The organism is Caballeronia sp. A2-2, from assembly GCF_057612605.2.
Map to the genome: position 1 here is coordinate 1288367 of NZ_CM173618.1, position 16350 is coordinate 1304716.

Annotated in this window: 13 protein-coding genes; 5 read left to right on the top strand and 8 right to left on the bottom strand. The window is 61.5% G+C overall.

The features are described from left to right. Nucleotides 1-133: 133 nt before the first annotated feature. Nucleotides 134-2527: a beta strand repeat-containing protein gene (locus ACZCWR_RS29585; RefSeq protein ID WP_487305221.1), complete on the top strand. Its 2394-nt coding sequence runs from the start codon at nucleotides 134-136 to the stop codon at nucleotides 2525-2527. Between the two features lie 61 nt (nucleotides 2528-2588). Here ACZCWR_RS29585 and ACZCWR_RS29590 read toward each other — a convergent pair whose 3' ends face one another. Then, nucleotides 2589-3998, bottom strand: coding sequence for an amidase (locus ACZCWR_RS29590; RefSeq protein WP_487305222.1), 1410 nt, complete (start codon nucleotides 3996-3998; stop codon nucleotides 2589-2591). A gap of 143 nt (nucleotides 3999-4141) precedes the next feature. Between ACZCWR_RS29590 and ACZCWR_RS29595 the strand changes: the two genes are divergently transcribed. Continuing rightward, a complete protein-coding gene (locus ACZCWR_RS29595) occupies nucleotides 4142-4717 on the top strand; it encodes a TetR/AcrR family transcriptional regulator (RefSeq protein WP_487305223.1) in 576 nt (191 codons plus the stop codon). A gap of 1080 nt (nucleotides 4718-5797) precedes the next feature. Here the strand turns inward: ACZCWR_RS29595 and ACZCWR_RS29600 are convergent. Beyond that, complete coding sequence (locus ACZCWR_RS29600) at nucleotides 5798-6730, bottom strand: LysR family transcriptional regulator (RefSeq protein WP_487305224.1); 933 nt, start codon at nucleotides 6728-6730, stop codon at nucleotides 5798-5800. A 119-nt stretch (nucleotides 6731-6849) separates the two neighbouring features. Between ACZCWR_RS29600 and ACZCWR_RS29605 the strand changes: the two genes are divergently transcribed. Further along, entirely contained in the window at nucleotides 6850-7692 is an 843-nt protein-coding gene (locus ACZCWR_RS29605) for an oxidoreductase (RefSeq protein WP_487305225.1), read from the top strand. Between the two features lie 43 nt (nucleotides 7693-7735). Here ACZCWR_RS29605 and ACZCWR_RS29610 read toward each other — a convergent pair whose 3' ends face one another. Further along, nucleotides 7736-7993: a hypothetical protein gene (locus ACZCWR_RS29610; protein WP_487305226.1), complete on the bottom strand. Its 258-nt coding sequence runs from the start codon at nucleotides 7991-7993 to the stop codon at nucleotides 7736-7738. A 24-nt stretch (nucleotides 7994-8017) separates the two neighbouring features. Then, nucleotides 8018-8278 carry a hypothetical protein gene (locus ACZCWR_RS29615; RefSeq protein WP_487305227.1) on the bottom strand — a complete coding sequence of 87 codons (261 nt, stop codon included), beginning with the start codon at nucleotides 8276-8278 and terminating at the stop codon, nucleotides 8018-8020. A 1101-nt stretch (nucleotides 8279-9379) separates the two neighbouring features. Here ACZCWR_RS29615 and ACZCWR_RS29620 point away from each other — a divergent pair. Next, nucleotides 9380-10072, top strand: coding sequence for a glutathione S-transferase C-terminal domain-containing protein (locus ACZCWR_RS29620; RefSeq protein WP_487305228.1), 693 nt, complete (start codon nucleotides 9380-9382; stop codon nucleotides 10070-10072). Here the strand turns inward: ACZCWR_RS29620 and ACZCWR_RS29625 are convergent. The 4 genes from ACZCWR_RS29625 to ACZCWR_RS29640 form a co-directional block, all read right to left on the bottom strand. Next, the gene (locus tag ACZCWR_RS29625) at nucleotides 10069-11322 is read right to left on the bottom strand and encodes a D-amino acid dehydrogenase (protein WP_487305229.1); all 1254 of its coding nucleotides are present in this window, start codon (nucleotides 11320-11322) and stop codon (nucleotides 10069-10071) included. The genes ACZCWR_RS29620 and ACZCWR_RS29625 overlap by 4 nt on opposite strands. 100 nt (nucleotides 11323-11422) lie before the next feature. Continuing rightward, nucleotides 11423-12400 carry a cysteate racemase gene (cuyB, locus tag ACZCWR_RS29630; RefSeq protein WP_487305230.1) on the bottom strand — a complete coding sequence of 326 codons (978 nt, stop codon included), beginning with the start codon at nucleotides 12398-12400 and terminating at the stop codon, nucleotides 11423-11425. After that, nucleotides 12397-13632 (bottom strand): MFS transporter, encoded by a 1236-nt coding sequence (locus ACZCWR_RS29635; RefSeq protein WP_487305231.1) that lies wholly within the window; start codon nucleotides 13630-13632, stop codon nucleotides 12397-12399. The genes cuyB and ACZCWR_RS29635 overlap by 4 nt, the downstream gene beginning before the upstream one ends. Before the next feature lie 21 nt (nucleotides 13633-13653). After that, nucleotides 13654-15084, bottom strand: coding sequence for an N-acyl-D-amino-acid deacylase family protein (locus tag ACZCWR_RS29640; protein ID WP_487305232.1), 1431 nt, complete (start codon nucleotides 15082-15084; stop codon nucleotides 13654-13656). A gap of 172 nt (nucleotides 15085-15256) precedes the next feature. On the opposite strand from ACZCWR_RS29640, the gene ACZCWR_RS29645 reads away from it, so the two are divergent. Next, nucleotides 15257-16156, top strand: a complete 900-nt coding sequence (locus tag ACZCWR_RS29645) for a LysR substrate-binding domain-containing protein (protein WP_487305233.1) — start codon at nucleotides 15257-15259, stop codon at nucleotides 16154-16156. Nucleotides 16157-16350 lie beyond the last annotated feature (194 nt).

The following is a 16350-nucleotide window of genomic DNA, read 5'->3' on the forward strand; positions in this document are numbered from 1 at the left end:
ACTCATCGGACTTATGCAGGTGCTAACATCGTGCGCCTGCTCGTACGTCGATGATCCCGCTTTGATGTGTAGCGGATGCCCTCGATCGGTGGACAAAGAAAGCGACACACGATCGACATCGCCCGGAGGGCCTATGCAGCGTAGTTCCGTTACGAGTGTGCTGGCGCATTTCAAACCGCAATCGCGGCTTTCATCCCTTTCGGTTTTATCGCTGCGGCCGCTCGCCGTGCTGGTTCCGTTGACGCTTGGTTTTGCAAGCGCCGGCGCTCATGCCGCGCAACCTTTGCCCGTGGGCGGCGCATTCGTCGCGGGTACGGGTGCGATTACGACCGGAGCGCAGTCGGTCGACATCGGGCAAACGTCCACGCGTGGCGTGATTACGTGGAACAGCTTCGACATCGGCGCGGGCAAGACGGTCAACATCAACAACGGCAGCGGCGCGACGCTCAATCGCGTGACGGGCGGCGGCGCGGCATCGTCGATACTCGGGGCGCTCAATGCGACCGGCAGCGTGTATGTCATCAACCCGCAAGGCGTGGTGATCGGCACGAGCGGCGTGGTGACGACGGGCGGGCGATTCGTGGCGTCTGCGCTCGATACGACCAACGCGGCTTTCATGAGCGGCGGCGCGCTAACGTTTGCGAATGGCGGCAATGGCGCGGTCGTGAACATGGGCAAGATTGGTTCGACCGGCGGCGATGTGTTCCTCATCGCGCGCTCGACGGTATCGAATCAAGGCACGATCAGCGCGCCCAAGGGCACGGCTGAACTCGCGGCGGGTTCGCAAGTTTTGCTTCAGGACAGCGCGAGCGGTCAGCAAGTTTTCGTTCAGGCAGGCAGCGGCGGCACGGTATCGAACGCAGGCGCGATCAACGCGGCGCAAGTGAATCTTCAGGCGGCGGATGGCAATGTCTACGCGCTGGCCGGAAACACCTCCGCGATCCGCGCAACCGGCACCGCCACGCGCGATGGCCACGTCTGGCTCGTCGCCGACAAGGGCCACGTTCAAATCCACGACAGCGTGACGGCGACGAATGCGGACGGCAGCGGCGGCACGGTCGATTCGAGCGGCACGACGCTGAACATCGGCGATTCGACGGTGACGGCGGGCCAATGGAATTTCACGGTGCCGGTGAGCTACACCATCGATCAGACGACGGCGAATGCATTGTCGGCAAGCCTGAATAAAGGCACATCGGTGGATCTCGAATCGAAAGGCAGCGGGTCGAGCGTCGCGCTGAATGGCGCGATCGGCTGGAACAGCGACGCCACGTTGACGCTTGGCGCGGGGCGCAATGTGGGCATCGCGAAGACGGGTTCGATCAGCAATACGAGCAGCGGCGATCTCGTGCTGCGCGCGGATTCGGGCAGCATCGACAATGGCGGGAGCGTCGTGAATCTCGGCAAGATCGACTGGTCGAAGAGCACGGGCTTAGTCAGCGCGTTGTACGACATGACCGGCAGCTACACGCCGGGCACGATGCTGTCGAACACGCAATGGAGCGCGCAACCGTACAGCGGCGAAGTCACGCAAATCACGGGCTACAAGCTCGTGAACAACACCGCGGACTTGCAGAAGGTGTACGGCAATTTGTCGGGTAACTTCGCGCTCGGACAGGACTTCACGGCAAGCCCGATGGCGCCGATCGGCACGGACGCGACGTCGTTTACCGGACAGTTCGATGGCTTCGGTCATTCGTTGACCATCAATGCAGTCACCAGCTATCTCTCGCCGATCTGTGGATGCGCCTTCGGTGGTCTGTTCGGCGTGGTCGGCAAGAATGGCGTAGTGCGAGACATCAACGTGTCCGGCTCCGCCACCAGCGCGCTTTCTATCGATACGGCCATGGGCATGATCGCCGGCGAGAACTTTGGCACGATCGCTTACGCGAATTCGAGCGGTCACGTCGGCGGGCCGACTTTCAACGAAACCGGCGGTCTCGTGGGCGTCAATCTCGGGCTGATCGAACGTTCTTCCAGCAGCGCGGATGCAGGAACGGCGGGTTACGCGGGCGGTCTGGTCGTCTCGAACTTTGGCACCATCGTGCAATCGTTTTCGACCGGCAGCGCGACCGGCTACGCGGCGGGCGGCCTCGTCCAATACAACGCAGGCGTGATCTCGCAGTCGTATTCCACGGCAGCCGTGACGGCGGTTCCCGGCGGCACGAACGTTTTCCGCGCGGGCGGCCTCGTGAACGAAAACGGTCCGGGCGGCGTCATCAGCGAGTCCTTCGCGACTGGCGCGGTCACCTCGGATAACGCGGCGGGCGCGCAGACTGCCGGCATCGCGGTGTCGAACGAGGGGAGCATCGCGCCGAACGTCTATTGGAACAAGCAAACGACGCAGCAGGCGAATGGAGTCGTCACGAACACCGGCACGCCTGTCTCGAATGCCAATGGCCTCACCACGGCGCAGATGAGTCAGCCATCCAGCTTCAGCGGATATGAATTCGGCTCAGGCGGCGTCTGGGCGATGCCCGCGGGCGTCACGCATCCGGTCCTTCAATGGCAAGCGACGAAGCAGTGAAGCATCGGTAGTCCGAACGAAGCGGAACGGCGGCGCGATGCCGTCGTTCCGCTTCGCGCGCTCAGATTGCAGGATGAAGATCGCGAACGGGAGACATCGATTCCAGCAGCGACGCCAGATGCAGGATCGTCGATTCCGCCAGCCAGTTGCCCACGAGTTGCACATTGATCGGCAGACCATCCTTGCTGGTGCCGAAGCGCATCGACAAGCCGGGCAGGCCGGTCACGTTCAGCGGCACCGTTGCGCCCATCACATGCGTGATATCGACGGTCTGACCGTTGACCGTGTAACTGCCGATGCCATGCTCATGCGCAGTAATCGGCACCACGGGCGTGATGAGCGCATCGTAGCGGCTGAAGTATTCGGCGTAGCCATCGCGCAGGCGCTCGGCGGCGTGTTCCGCATCGATGTAATCCTTCATCGATGTATCGGGTAAGCCGAGCATCGTTTTCGCCATGAGGTACAGCTCGTTGTCGCTGCGGCCTTCGGTGGCTTCGACGAAGGCTGGCTTCATCTCCATCACATGCAGGCGGCTGAACACGTCCAGCGCGAAGTCGCGTTCCAGCGCGGGAATGCGCACCGGCTCGACGATACATCCCGCGTCCTTCAACGCGGCGGCAGCGGCTTCGACGGTCGCCGCGACTTCGCGATCGATCGGCCCGAAGCCCGGCTCGACCAGCCAGCCCACCCGAAGCTGACGATACGGCGCGCGGCCCACGCCGTTATCGAAGGGCGCGGCCATGGACGCGAATGCATCGTGTCCGTCCGGTCCTGCGAGTTGCGAGAACGCCAGCGCGAGATCGCGGATGGAGCGCGCCATCGGCCCGACATGCCAAAAGCGGCGCGGCACGCGCGGCCAGATGCCGGTCATCGGAACGCGTCCGTGCGTGGCCTTCAGCGAAACGATACCCGTCATCGCAGCGGGCCCGCGCACCGAAATGGCGAGGTCCGTGCCGAGCCCGAGCGGCGACATGCCCGCCGCGATCGCCGCCGATTCCCCGCCGCTCGAACCGCCCGGCGTGCGCGCCAGATTCCACGGGTTATTCGTGCGGCCGCTGAGCAAGTTGTCGCTCTCGACCCAATAGGAGAACTCGGGCAGATTCGTCTTGGCGAGCAGGATGCCGCCTGCGTTTTTTAGGCGCGCGACGCTCGTGGCATCGGTATCCGGAATGCGGCCGCGAAAGATGGGCGAGCCGCGTTGCGTGAGCACGCCTGCGGTATCGATCGAATCTTTCACGGTGAACGGCACGCCATGCAGCGGGCCGAGTTCCGCGCCCGACATCACGGCGGCTTCGGCGGATTTCGCGGCGATGAGCGCATCGTCCGCACGCGCGACGATGGCGTTGATTTTCGGATCGACTGCATCGATTCGATCGAGATGGGCTTGCACGACTTCGACGGGCGACACTTCGCGCGTGCGGATCAGTTCGGCAAGCCGGGTCGCGTCGAGGCGAGTCAGTTCGGCGGTCATGGTGTGTTCCTCAAATTCGGTTGAGTGGCAACGAACGGCCGCATGAAGAAGCAAGCGGCCAGTCCTACCTAACGTTCGTTAGGGTGAACGATAGGCGCTATAATTCGAGACGTCAACACCGAATTTGATCGAGGATGCGCGTCGTGAAGAACGAGACCAGCACGAATTCAAGCGACAGATTGCTCGCGGCGGCTACGAAGATTGCGCAGGCGCACGGTTATGGCGGATTGAATATCCGCGATCTCGCCGATGAAGTCGGCATCAAGGCGGCGAGCGTGTATCACCATTTCCCGAGCAAGGCCGATCTTGCGGCGGCGGTCGCCAGGCGTTACTGGGAAGATGCGGGTGCGCATCTGGAGAGTATGTGGGTCGAGTCGGAAGATGCGGCTGCGTGTTTGCATGCGTATCCGGGGACGTTCCGCCGTGCGCTTGAAAGCGAGAACCGGATTTGTCTGTGCAGTTTCATGGCGGCGGAAATCGATGATTTGCCGGATCTCGTCAAAGTGGAAGTGCAGGCGTTTGGGGATGTGAACGTTGCGTGGCTCAGGCGCATGCTCATCAAAGGGCGTTTCGTTGCTGCGAAGGAAGCGGAAGCGCGGGCGCGGGCTATTTTCGCGGCGGTGGCGGGGGCGCAGCTTATGGCGCGGAGTCGTGGGGACATCGGGGTGTATGACTCGTTGATTGCGACATACCGCGCGGCGGGGTTGTTGCCGGGGTGATGTTCGGCGCGCGGTGTAGGCGGCAGTGCTCGGTTCTTGCGCGCAAGGGGCTGCTGGTTTTTGGGGTTTTATTGCAGTAGCCGCCTCCCCGGCGGGGGGGGTAACTTTCTTTGCTGCTGCAAAGAAAGTCACCAAAGAAAGCAGCTTTTTACACCATGCTCGCTGGCTGGAGAGGGTTGGTCTGGATTAACCGATACAGTGGCCGCAATAGGACCTTCCACGCATAACAGACCGTTGCGCAAGGGGCTGCTGGTTTTTGGGCTTTTTATTCAGTAGCCGCCTCCCCGGCGGGGGGGTAACTTTCTTTGCTGCTGCAAAGAAAGTCACCAAAGAAAGCAGCTTTTTACCCCATGCACGATGGCTGGAAAGGGTTGGTCTGGATTAACGATGCAGTGGCCGCAATAGGGCGTGCCACGCTTAACTTGCCCCTTAGGCAACCTGCGATTACGCGCTCGAATAACCAACGCACAGTGGACCGCATTCATTCCTTCGGCCATGCGCTTCGCGCGCCGAGAACGTAAGAACGGAATCCCGCAGCTTATTAGCGCCCAGCCACCTCACGCTTCCCCGCAAGATTGCTATTCGGTCCTACCTTGGTTAGTGCTCCGACAAAAGGTGACTTGCGTTGGTGTGCGAGCTTTGCCCAGAAGCGCTTACCAAGGTTGGGCCCAATGGGAGAGGTGCGATGCGGTGTGATGTGGCTGGGCGCTGATACGCTGCGGGATTCCGTTCTAGAGCTCTCGGCGCGCGCAGCGCGTGGCCGAAAGAATGAATGCGGTCCACTAAGGCCAAAGGATTCGAGCGCGTGATCGCGAGGTTGCCTAAGCGATCAGATATGCGTGGAAAGTTCTATTGCGGCCACTGCATCGTTAATCCAGATCACACTTTCCAGCCATCGTGCATGGGGTAAAAAGCTGCTTTCTTTGGTGACTTTCTTTGCAGCAGCAAAGAAAGTTACCCCCCCGCCGGGGAGGCGGCTACTGAATAAACAGCACAAAAAAGAGAAGCCCCTTGCACGACATATATCCGCTGCAAACCACAGCAGCTCTCCAAGACATTCGACACAAACCCCAACCCCATTCACCCCGCGCAAAGCTCCGAGGCCTCAAGAAAAAAGTCTCGATTCCCCACCATGCCCTCGACCATGAAGTCGATAAACCTCCTCACGCGCAAAGACTGTTCGGTCCGATGCTTGTAGTAAATATAAATCGCTCCGTACTCCGTGACATGCGGCACCAGCAAGGGAACGAGACGACCGCTTCGAATATGCGTTGCGGCATTGAAACTGCCCAGTTGCCCGATACCCAAACCCGATAGCACAGCCTGCGTTTCCAGTTCCGTATCGTTGACGCAAATGGCGGCGGCCACGTCGCGATAGACGATCTCATCACCGACAAGAAACTGCCATTGAGCGAGCTTGCCGGTGTTCGCACGCCGATATCCGGTGCAGCGATGCCGCGCCAGTTCATCGATGCTCTGCGGCGCGCCATGACGCTCGATATAGTCCGGCGATGCACACACGATCAACTGAATCGGCACCAGCCGCCGCGCGATCGAACCGCCCGAAGGCGGCGGACCGCCGCGAAATCCTACGTCGGAGCGGTCGGTCACGAGATCGGTGAAATGATCGTCGAATTGCACTTCGAGTTGCACGTTCGGATAGCGCCGATGAAATTCCTCGAAGTACGGCCACAGCACCGGCAGACCGAACGCGCGCGGCGCGCTCACGCGCAATGCGCCAGCCACTTCCTCCTTCGAACGACGGGCCTCGTCGAGCGCGGACGACAAAATCGCGAGCGCCGGTTCCGCGCTGTCGAGCAGCCGCTGGCCTTCCTCGGTAAGACTCAGCTTGCGCGTGGTCCGATGAAAGAGCCGCACGCCCAGTTCCTTTTCCAGTTGCATGACCGCGTGGCTCGCGGCCTGCGGCGAGATGCCCTGATCGACCGCTGCCGCGCGCAGGCTGCCGAGCGCGGCGGCACGCACAAAGGTGGTGATCGCACGGATTTCATTCATGCCGGAAGCCCCGATTCGCAAACAAACGTTGATTATCTCTCCGTCAATATACGGCTAGTCCGTGTCAATCGGCGCGCCTACGATGGCATCACTTCATCGACACACACGGGAGAAACATCATGGGAGCATTCAAGCGCGTATGGTTCATTACCGGCGCATCGCGCGGCATCGGTGCGTTGATCGCCGAAGCCGCGCTCGCGGATGGCAACGCGGTCGTGGCCGCAGGGCGTAACGTCGCGGCCATCGTCGAGCGTCTGGGCGACTCGCCCGCGCTGCTGCCTGTTGCGCTCGACGTGACCGACGAGGCGCAGGCAAAGGCCGCTGTGCAGTTGGCCGTCGAAAAATTTGGCGGAATCGATGTGCTGGTGAACAACGCCGGTTTTGGTCTGCTGGGCGCGGTCGAAGAATCCGCCGACAAGGATGTCCGCCGCATGTTCGACACGAACGTATTCGGTCTGCTGAATGTCACGCGCGCCGTCTTGCCGTCGATGCGCGCGAACCACTCGGGCCACGTCATCAATATTTCATCTGTCGGCGGCTATCGGGCGGCGGCGGGTTTTGGCGTGTATTCGTCGACGAAATTTGCGGTCGAAGGCATCACGGAAGCGATGCATGCCGAACTGAAGCCGCTCGGCATTCACGCGACGGTCGTCGAACCGGGCTATTTCCGCACGGATTTTCTGGATGCGTCTTCGCTGCTGGTCGCGCCCGACGTGATCGATGACTACGACGAAACCTCGGGCGCAGTTCGCCGCAAGGCCGTGCAGATGAATCACAATCAGCCCGGCGATCCGAGCAAGCTCGCGGCGGCGTTGATCACACTCGTCGATGCAGCGGAACCGCCGCTGCGTCTCCCGCTCGGCACGGACACGCTGGCGGCCATCGCCGCGAAAAACGCTTATGTGACGCAGGAAACGCAAGCGTGGAGGGCGCTGTCGTCATCCACGGATTTTGCTGACTGAATGGAGAAGAGGGAAGGCGCGCTGGCTTTCCCTCTCGTTTGCATTACAGCTTCAATCCACCCAGCATGCTGCCGAGCGAGTCCACCGACTTCGTGACGTTCTTCACGTCCACATTCGTGTGTTGCGATGCATCGACTTGCGTGACCGGCGCGACGTTGATCTGCGGGCTGGCGAACGACACGCCGCTTTGCAGATTGCCGTTGAAGGCGCTGTTCGAGAACAGCGAGGAGCCGCCCTTCACAGCATCCATTTCGGCGCGGTCGAGGTCTTTTTCGGCAGACAGGTTTTTGATCGTCAGCATGATGGTCTCCTTTGGAGCCTTGAATTAGAGCTTCACGCCAGCCATCAGGCTGCCGATGGAGGTGAGCGACTTGTTGATGGTCGTTGCATCGACGCTGGTGTGTTGCGAAGCGTCGACTTGCGTGACCGGCGCGATGTTCGACTGAGCCGAACCGAAGGACACGCCGCCGATTTGCGCGTTGGCGTTGACAGCGGAATTCGAGAAGAACGACGTACCGCCCTTGACGGCAGCCATGTCGGCACGGTCGAGGTCTTTTTCAGCGGCGATGTTGGCGATCGTGATCATTTTGAAGCTCCTTTAAGCAGGTTGGGTTTGGGTGAGAGCGGTTGGTTTTTTGCGCTCGAGGACTCTAATGCGAGAGGTATGCCAGGGTGAATGGCACGGTGCTTTTTTATACGTAGGCCATTGAAAATAAATGAAAATATTTTTATTGGCCGAAATAATCAGGAATGCTCATACATCGACCGCGTGTGAGAGTGAGCGCGCCGAGCCAACACACGCTAGGCAAACTGAATGCTCGATTCGAACAGGTCGATAAATCAGAAGCCGTTGCTGACTTGGTTTTTTTGTTCTTTCGCGCAAAGGGCTGCTGTTGGTTGTGCTTTGTATTCAGTAGCCGCCTCCCCGGCGGGGGGGTAACTTTCTTTGCTGCTGCAAAGAAAGTCACCAAAGAAAGCAGCTTTTACCCCTCCGCACGCTGGCTGGAAAGGGTGGTCTGAATTAACGATGCAGTGGCCGCAATAGGACTTGCCACGCATGACTTGCCGCTTAGGCAACCTAGCGATTGATCGCTCCAACTCTCTAGTCTTAGTGGCCCGCAGTCATTCTTTCGGCCATGCGCTTCGCGCGCCGAGAACTTAAGAACGGAATCCCGCAGCGTATGAGTGCCCAGTCACCTCACACCGCATCGCACCTCTCCCATTGGGCCCTAGCTTGGTAAGCGCTTCTGGGCAAAGTGTGCATACCAATGCGCGCCACCTTTTAGTCGGAGCACTAACCAAGGTAGGGCCGAATAGCAATCTTGCGGGGAAGTGTGAGGTGGCTGGGCGCTGATAGGCTGCGGGATTCCGTTCTAAAGTTCTCGGCGCGCGCAGCGCATGGCCGAAAGAATGACTGCGGGCCACTAAGACTCAAGGAATAGAGCGCGTAATCGCGAGGTTGCCCACACGCTTAACGAAACGTGGGACATCCTAACGCGGCCACTGTATCGTTAATCCAGACCAACCCTTTCCAGCCATCGTGCATGGGGTAAAAAGCTGCTTTCTTTGGTGACTTTCTTTGTAGCAGCAAAGAAAGTTACCCCCCCGCCGGGGAGGCGGCTACTGAATAAACATCACAAACAACAGAAGCCCCTTCCACGACAAAACAGCAAACCACGAATACATCATGCTCACACTCTACTCATACCCTCATCTGTTCGGCCTGGAAGACAACAACCCCTATGGCCTGAAAGTCTTCGCGTTCCTGACCTTGAGCCGCCTGCCATTCACTCATCAACATGTATTAGACACAAGCGCCGCACCGCGCGGCCAACTCCCCTATATCGACGACAACGGCGAAATCATCGGCGATAGCGATGCGATCATCGCGCACATCAATCAACGCCACGGATCGCGGCTAAACGATGCATCGACACCAGAACAGCTTTCGGTCGATCTGCTTTTGCGGCGCACGCTCGACGATCTCTACTGGGTGATGTCGTATTCACGCTGGCGCGACGACCGCTTCTGGCCTGCGTTCCGCGACGCATTGCTCACGACTCATCCCGAATTGACAGCAGACATGCTGGAAAACGCACGCCGCTATAACTTCGAGCGCTACCGCTATCAGGGCATCGGACGTTATGAGCCTGAAGGCGTCTATGCGCGCGGACTGGCGGATCTACAGGCGATCGCGCATGTGCTCGGAAAGGGGCCGTTCGTGTTCGGCGCGGAGCCATCAAGCACGGACGCGGGCCTTTATGGTTTCATCGCGAGCATCTATTTCTACGATATCGATACACCGCTGAAGCGCTACGTCCTCACGCAAGCGAATCTCGTCGATCATTGCCGGGCGATGCGCAAACGCATGGGCCATTAAGGCGCGACAGCAAACAACTCAGCCATCGATGCATCCTGACGTGAACCGAGCCAATCGGTCAGCAAAGCAGCCGAGCCAGCCGCGAGCGTGAAGCCGAGCGCACCGTGCCCCACGTTCAGCCACAGGTTTCGATACCGCGTGGGACCGATGACAGGCGTGCCGCGCGGCGTGGCAGGCCGCAACCCAGCCCATTCCCGCACGTGTCCGGCCGATGCCGCCGCTTCCGGAAACAGCGCGGCCGTCTCTTTGTACAGCGTGGCGATGCGCGCGGCATCGACTGCCAGCGAATAGCCTTCGAGATCCGCCATGCCGGCCACGCGCAGCCGGTCGCCGAGGCGCGCATAGACGACTTTGCGCGAAAAATCGGTGACGCTCATCGATGGCGCGCGCGTGTCATCGCCAAGTGCGAACGTCAGGCTGTAGCCCTTGAGCGGATAGACCGGAACACGCACGCCGAGCGGACGAAGCAACTGCCGCGCCGCCGCGCCGGTCGCGACGACGATCTGCTCGGCGTCGAGCGCGCTCGCGCCGCTGTGCGCCACGACATGCCCCGCGCGGGAAACGGTCAGCGCGTCAACGGGTGTATCGAGCGCGAATTGCACGCCACGCGCGCGCAGAATCGCTTCGAGCCCCGTGCAGAATAAATGGCAATCGGCGCTGTCCTCGCTGCGCGTCAGAATGCCGCCCGCGATCTGCGCATGAATGCCCGCGAGCGCCGGTTCCAGCGCGATGCAGCCATCGGCATCCAGCGCTTCCTGCTCGCAGCCAAGCGCGCGTTGGAACGCGAGTTGATCGATCGCGCCTTGCATGGCGTGTGCATCGCGATGCACGACGAGCTTGCCGGAGCGCCGAAAATCGAAATCGAGCGAAGGTTCATCGCGGACAATTTCATGCATGAGTTCGCGGCTCAGAAACGACAGCGAGAGCAGGGCGCGCGTGGTCAGTTCGCTTCGCTTGCGCGTACAGGCGAGCGCGAACTGCATGCACCACGACCATTGTTCCGGCGCGATGGAAGGGCGCAAGCGCACAGGCGAATCCGCGCGCATCAGCCATGCGGGGAGTTTCGAAAGCACGCCCGGACCCGCCAGCGGCGCGACATAGCTATACGAAAGCTGGCCGCCATTGCCGAAGCTCGTTTCGCTCGCGACGCTTGAATTCCGGTCCACGACGAGCACGTCGTGTCCGGCGCGATTCAAAAAATAAGCGCTCGTCAGGCCAATGACGCCCGCGCCCAAAACCATGATCCGCATATCGATTCGCTTGTTCCGTTGGCTGGGTTTCTACTCGCGATTGTCCCGTGATCGTGCCACGCCGAATTGCATCGCCTGGTTTAAAAAAAGAACAAATGCGTCAGGGCGCGTTCGTCGCCAACTGCACGCAACGCCGAGCGAGCACGCTCGTCGGGTCCACGAGCGCGACCGTGGCGCCGTTCACCGCGTGAGCATCGGTTTCGGCGATGACGAGCGGAAGCTCCGTGCATCCGAGCACGATGACCTGCGCGCCACGTGCGGCGAGATGCGCGATGGCGGCGTCGATGTCGGCGCGGCATGCATCAACGCTCGCGCCTGCTTTCACGCCGTTCGGGCCGTAGATCGCGTTCATCACGCGCCGCTGGAAGGGCGCATCCGGTGTGATGATCGTGAGACGCGAACCCGCCGCGTCGGGATAGACGCGGCTTTCGATCGTGCCGGATGTCGCCAGCAGACCCACGCGGATTCCTTCGCCGTGACGTCGGACGATATGCGCGATGGTTTCATCGAGCATGTTGACGATGGGCACGCCGAGATGCGGCTGAATCCGGCCGACGAACGCGTGCGCGGTATTGCACGGCATGGCAATCGCGTTCGCGCCGCCGTCTTCCAGCCGCACGCATGCTGCGAACAACGCCATCGACGGATCGGCGGCACGATGCAGCAAATGCGCGGTGCGGTCGGGAATCTGCGGGTTGTGATCGACCAGCATCCGCACGTGTTGCTGGTCCGTGCGCGCCGGGGTATGGCGCACGATCTTGGCCATGAAATCGACCGTCGCCGCCGGACCGATTCCCCCGACGATGCCCAGCCGAAAGCGTTGCGCCGCGCGTTCGGCAAGCGCGTGTCTCGCCCAGCTTTGCAAGTCGCCGTGACTCAGCGGCGCGTGCATATCGCGCACCGGGACATCGAGTTCGGTTTGCAATGCCGCGATCAGGGCAGGCTCCGAAGCGCCGGAAAGAACGATTGCATCTGTGCCGCGCGCGATGAGCGTCCGGCACGTGCGCAGCAGATGAAACGCGGCATGCGCATCGTCCGGATAACTGATGATTTCGACCATCGGCCATTCGTGCTTCATGACGCGCTGCCCGGCCGCCACGTCAGCGCCACCAGCACGGTGCCGAGGGCCGCGACCAGCAACGCCGCGTACGCGCACAGATAGCGGCCCGGCGTGAGATCGACCAGCGCGCCGATCATGAACGGTGCAATCGCCGCCGCGACCTGTCCGCCAAAATTGATGATGCCCGCCGCCGTGCCGATCGATGCATCCTGAACATGCTTGAGCGGAATCGCGAACACGGTGGCGTACACCATCGTGTAGCCGACGAGGCACAAGGTCCATAAAACAAGCAGCGAGGTGAGGGAATCGGCCAGCGCCATCGCGGCGAGAAAGACGGTCATGATCGCGCCGCCCGTCACCATGAATTGGCGTTCGCGGCCCGCGCCTGCCTTGTCCAATAGCCAGCCCACGCCGTTCAGACACGCGAAGGCAACGAGATACGGCACCGACGATGCCAGCCCCGCGTGCAGGATATCGATATGGCGCGTGCGGATGAGGAACGCGGGCATCCACGAGATCAGCGCGATATAGACGATGTTGCTGAAGAAAAAGATCAGCATGGTCTTGCGCAGCACGGGCGTTTTGAACAGCGCGCGGAACCCCGGCTGCGAGGACGTGCGAACGCGACGTGACGCTGGCTTGATCGCCATCCACAGCACGATTGCAACCGCGATGCCGATGACCCCGAACACGTGATACGCATAGCGCCATCCATGAGCGTGGATCAACGCGGCAATCGCGCTGGACCCGACCGCGCTGCCGAGAAACGTCGCGCCGATCACGAGCGACTTGGCGCGCGCACGTTCGGCCAGCGGAAACGCTTCCGCGATCGTCACCGTGCTGGCCGGTCCGAAACCGCCTTCGCCGATGCCGAACAACACGCGAATGGCGAACAGCGCCGCGAACGTCGAGGCGAAGCCGGTCATGCTCGTGAAAACCGACCAGCACGCGACCGAGAACACCAGCACGATGCGCGAACCGAAGCGGTCGCCGAGCCATCCGGCGGCGAGTTGCATCAGCGAATAGCTCACGTAGAACGCGCTCAGCACGAGGCCCGCCGAGCGTGCATCGAGATTGAAGTCCTGCGTGATCGGCACGATGGAAATGCTCATCGCCATGCGGTCGGCGTTGGCGAGTATCCACGATGCAAGGAGCATCACGAGCAGGAAGGCTTTGCGCGCGCCCGAATAAGCGGGCGACAGACGCGTGCCGGAAACCGCGAGGGCGGCGTGTTCGCTTGTTGAGGACATTTAGCGTTCCGAATAAAAGTTTCAGCGATTGCGGCGAATGACTTGTCCTGCATGCACGTCGCACGGTTCGCCATCGCGATAGGCCAGGCGCCCGTTGACGAACACCGCGTCGATGCCCGCGCTCTCACGCGTCGGATGCTCGAACGTGGCGCGATCCGCGATACGCTGTTCATCGAACACGACGATGTCCGCGCAGCGGCCCGCCGCGATCACGCCGCGTTCGTGCAGCCCGAAACGGCGCGCGCTCAAGCCCGTCATCTTGTGGATCGCGGTTTCGAGCGAAAACAACTGCCGCTCGCGCGCGTAATGGCCGAGCACGCGCGGAAAAGCGCCCCACAAACGCGGATGCGGCTGAATATCGTGCGCGAGACCATCCGAGCCGACCATGCTCATGGGATGCGCGAGGATGCGGCTCACGTCCTCCTCGCTCATGGCGAAGTACACCGCGCCCGCAGGCGCGAGGCGGCGCGCGAGTTCTTCGGGCGGCACGTCGCGGGTCTCAGCGAGCTTGAACAGCGATTGCCCGGCGGCGGACGGATCGGCTTTCGACCACGTGATGAGCACGTCGTCGGACTGCTTCACACGCGCGGGCAGCAGCATGGTCGATGACGCGTTGTACGGATAACAGTCGAAGCAGACGGACTGATGCGTGGCCGCGTCCTCGAACATCGCGAGCGTCGCGGCGGAGCGGCCGTGATTGTCGCGGCCAACTAGTTTGTGATGCGAAACAACGGTGTCGATGGCCAGTTCCCGGCCGATATGCAGCGCCTCGCGCAATGCGTCGTCGATGGCGTTGGCTTCGTCGCGCAGATGCATGGTCACGATGCCGCGTGCGGCGCTCAGCGGACGGCCCACGTCGATCACTTCCTGCGTGCTGGCCGCGCGTGCGGGTGGATAGTAGAGGCCGGTCGAAAGACCGAGCGCGCCGGCTTCGAGTGCATCGGCGAGATCGTGCGCCATGTGCGCGGTTTCGTCGGACGTAGCGGGGCGGTCCAGGTCCGCGACGTGGCGCACGCGCAAGGTCGAATGGCCGACGAGACACGCGGCGTTGAGCGCGGGTTGCGAGGCTTCGAGGGCATCGAGGTAATCGGCGAAACGCGTGAAGCGCCAGGCGTCGTCGCCGAGCAAGTCGAGCGGGGCGGGCGGACGCTGCGTGACGAGCGGCGCCAGACTGATGCCGCAATTCCCGGTAATGACCGTGGTCACGCCCTGCGAGAGTTTGGGATGCGCGCCCGTGACCGGATCGAGCAGCAGACGGTCGTCGTGCGTGTGAACGTCGATGAAACCGGGCGCGACGATGCGCGCCTCCGCATTGAAGCGATGACGCGCGGGCGTTGCGCGCAGATGGCCGACTATCGCGATGCGCCCGTTTGAAACGCCGATGTCGCACGCGCGACGCGCCTCGCCCGTTCCGTCGATCAGCGTGCCGTTTTCTATGACGAGATCCAGCATGTCTTCATGGCTTCCGTGTGGCAGATGGAAACGATGATGGAGCGGCAATAAGCGCGCGACAAACCATTAATTCTGCGGTCAGCGTGAGAAAAAATCATGCAACTGCGGGCGGGAGGCCGGAAGCAGGCTTTTTTGTCCGCGCTAACATGAGTTTTATTTTTGATCCCATCTCATGTTCCACGCGCCATCCACGCAGTCCTTGCTGTGTTTCGAAGCCAGCGCGCGCCTGCGTTCCTTCACGGCGGCGGCGCGCGAACTGCATCTCACGCAAGGTGCCGTGAGCCGGCAGATTCAGATGCTCGAAGACCGTCTGGGCGTGGCGCTGTTCGTGCGCCGCCGCGACGCGATGACGCTCACCGACGCCGGGCGCGAGTACATCGCGGAAATCGAGCCGCTGCTCAAACGGCTCGAACGGGCCACCGTCAACGTGATGGCGCTCAAAGGGCGTGGCGGCGCGTTATCGCTGTCGGTGGGTTCGTCGATCGGCAATTACTGGCTGATTCCGCGCCTGCCTGCGTTCACGCGGGAACATGGCGAGATCACGCTCAATCTGCGCACTCGGGTGGGCGCGGTGGATTTCGCCTCGACGAACGTGGATGCATCGCTCGAATTCGGCGATGGGCAGCGGCCGGGATTGCACTGCGAATTCATCGCGCCGCTGGAGCTTTTGCCGTATGCCGCGCCGTCGTGGATCGAGCGGCATGGCGCGAGGCTCGGCGCGAGCACGCCGCGCGCTGATCTCATTCAGCATCTGACCTTGCCGGATGCGTGGCAAGGCTGGTTCGAGCGCGAAGGCATCGCGGGCGAAGCGGGACAGGAAGGACCGCGCTACGAAATCATGTCGATGGCGATGAACGCGGCGGCGGCGGGACTCGGCGTGACGTTGCTGCCCGGATACATGGCGGCGGATCAGACGGCGGCGGGACGGCTCGTTGTGTTGTCGGATCGGGTCTGGCTTTATCCCAAGGCTTATTACCTTGTTTATCCGGAGGCTTCGGCGGGGATGAAATCGTTGAGGACGTTTCGGGACTGGCTGTCGGGGTTGGTCGAGGGAGAACGCGAGCCTCGGTGAGATGGGACATTTCAATGTGGCTGAGATAATCAAAATTACCGCTAATTTGTCTTATGTCAATTTACGAACGCTTTCGTCTCGCACTCAAAAAAACAGCCCGCACGAGGCGGGCTGAACATTCTTGAAACGGAAGCCGTGATCGTGCTTCCTGTTCATGTTAACGGCAACGCTGCTCCGTTCTGAACGAATTAACA

Coding starts and splice junctions, on each gene's coding strand:
- cuyB (WP_487305230.1), bottom strand. CDS start 12,400: ATGAAGCACGAATGGCCGATGGTCGAAATCATCAGTTATCCGGACGAT.
- ACZCWR_RS29620 (WP_487305228.1), top strand. CDS start 9,380: ATGCTCACACTCTACTCATACCCTCATCTGTTCGGCCTGGAAGACAAC.
- ACZCWR_RS29605 (WP_487305225.1), top strand. CDS start 6,850: ATGGGAGCATTCAAGCGCGTATGGTTCATTACCGGCGCATCGCGCGGC.
- ACZCWR_RS29600 (WP_487305224.1), bottom strand. CDS start 6,730: ATGAATGAAATCCGTGCGATCACCACCTTTGTGCGTGCCGCCGCGCTC.
- ACZCWR_RS29610 (WP_487305226.1), bottom strand. CDS start 7,993: ATGCTGACGATCAAAAACCTGTCTGCCGAAAAAGACCTCGACCGCGCC.
- ACZCWR_RS29640 (WP_487305232.1), bottom strand. CDS start 15,084: ATGCTGGATCTCGTCATAGAAAACGGCACGCTGATCGACGGAACGGGC.
- ACZCWR_RS29615 (WP_487305227.1), bottom strand. CDS start 8,278: ATGATCACGATCGCCAACATCGCCGCTGAAAAAGACCTCGACCGTGCC.
- ACZCWR_RS29625 (WP_487305229.1), bottom strand. CDS start 11,322: ATGCGGATCATGGTTTTGGGCGCGGGCGTCATTGGCCTGACGAGCGCT.
- ACZCWR_RS29585 (WP_487305221.1), top strand. CDS start 134: ATGCAGCGTAGTTCCGTTACGAGTGTGCTGGCGCATTTCAAACCGCAA.
- ACZCWR_RS29645 (WP_487305233.1), top strand. CDS start 15,257: ATGTTCCACGCGCCATCCACGCAGTCCTTGCTGTGTTTCGAAGCCAGC.
- ACZCWR_RS29635 (WP_487305231.1), bottom strand. CDS start 13,632: ATGTCCTCAACAAGCGAACACGCCGCCCTCGCGGTTTCCGGCACGCGT.
- ACZCWR_RS29590 (WP_487305222.1), bottom strand. CDS start 3,998: ATGACCGCCGAACTGACTCGCCTCGACGCGACCCGGCTTGCCGAACTG.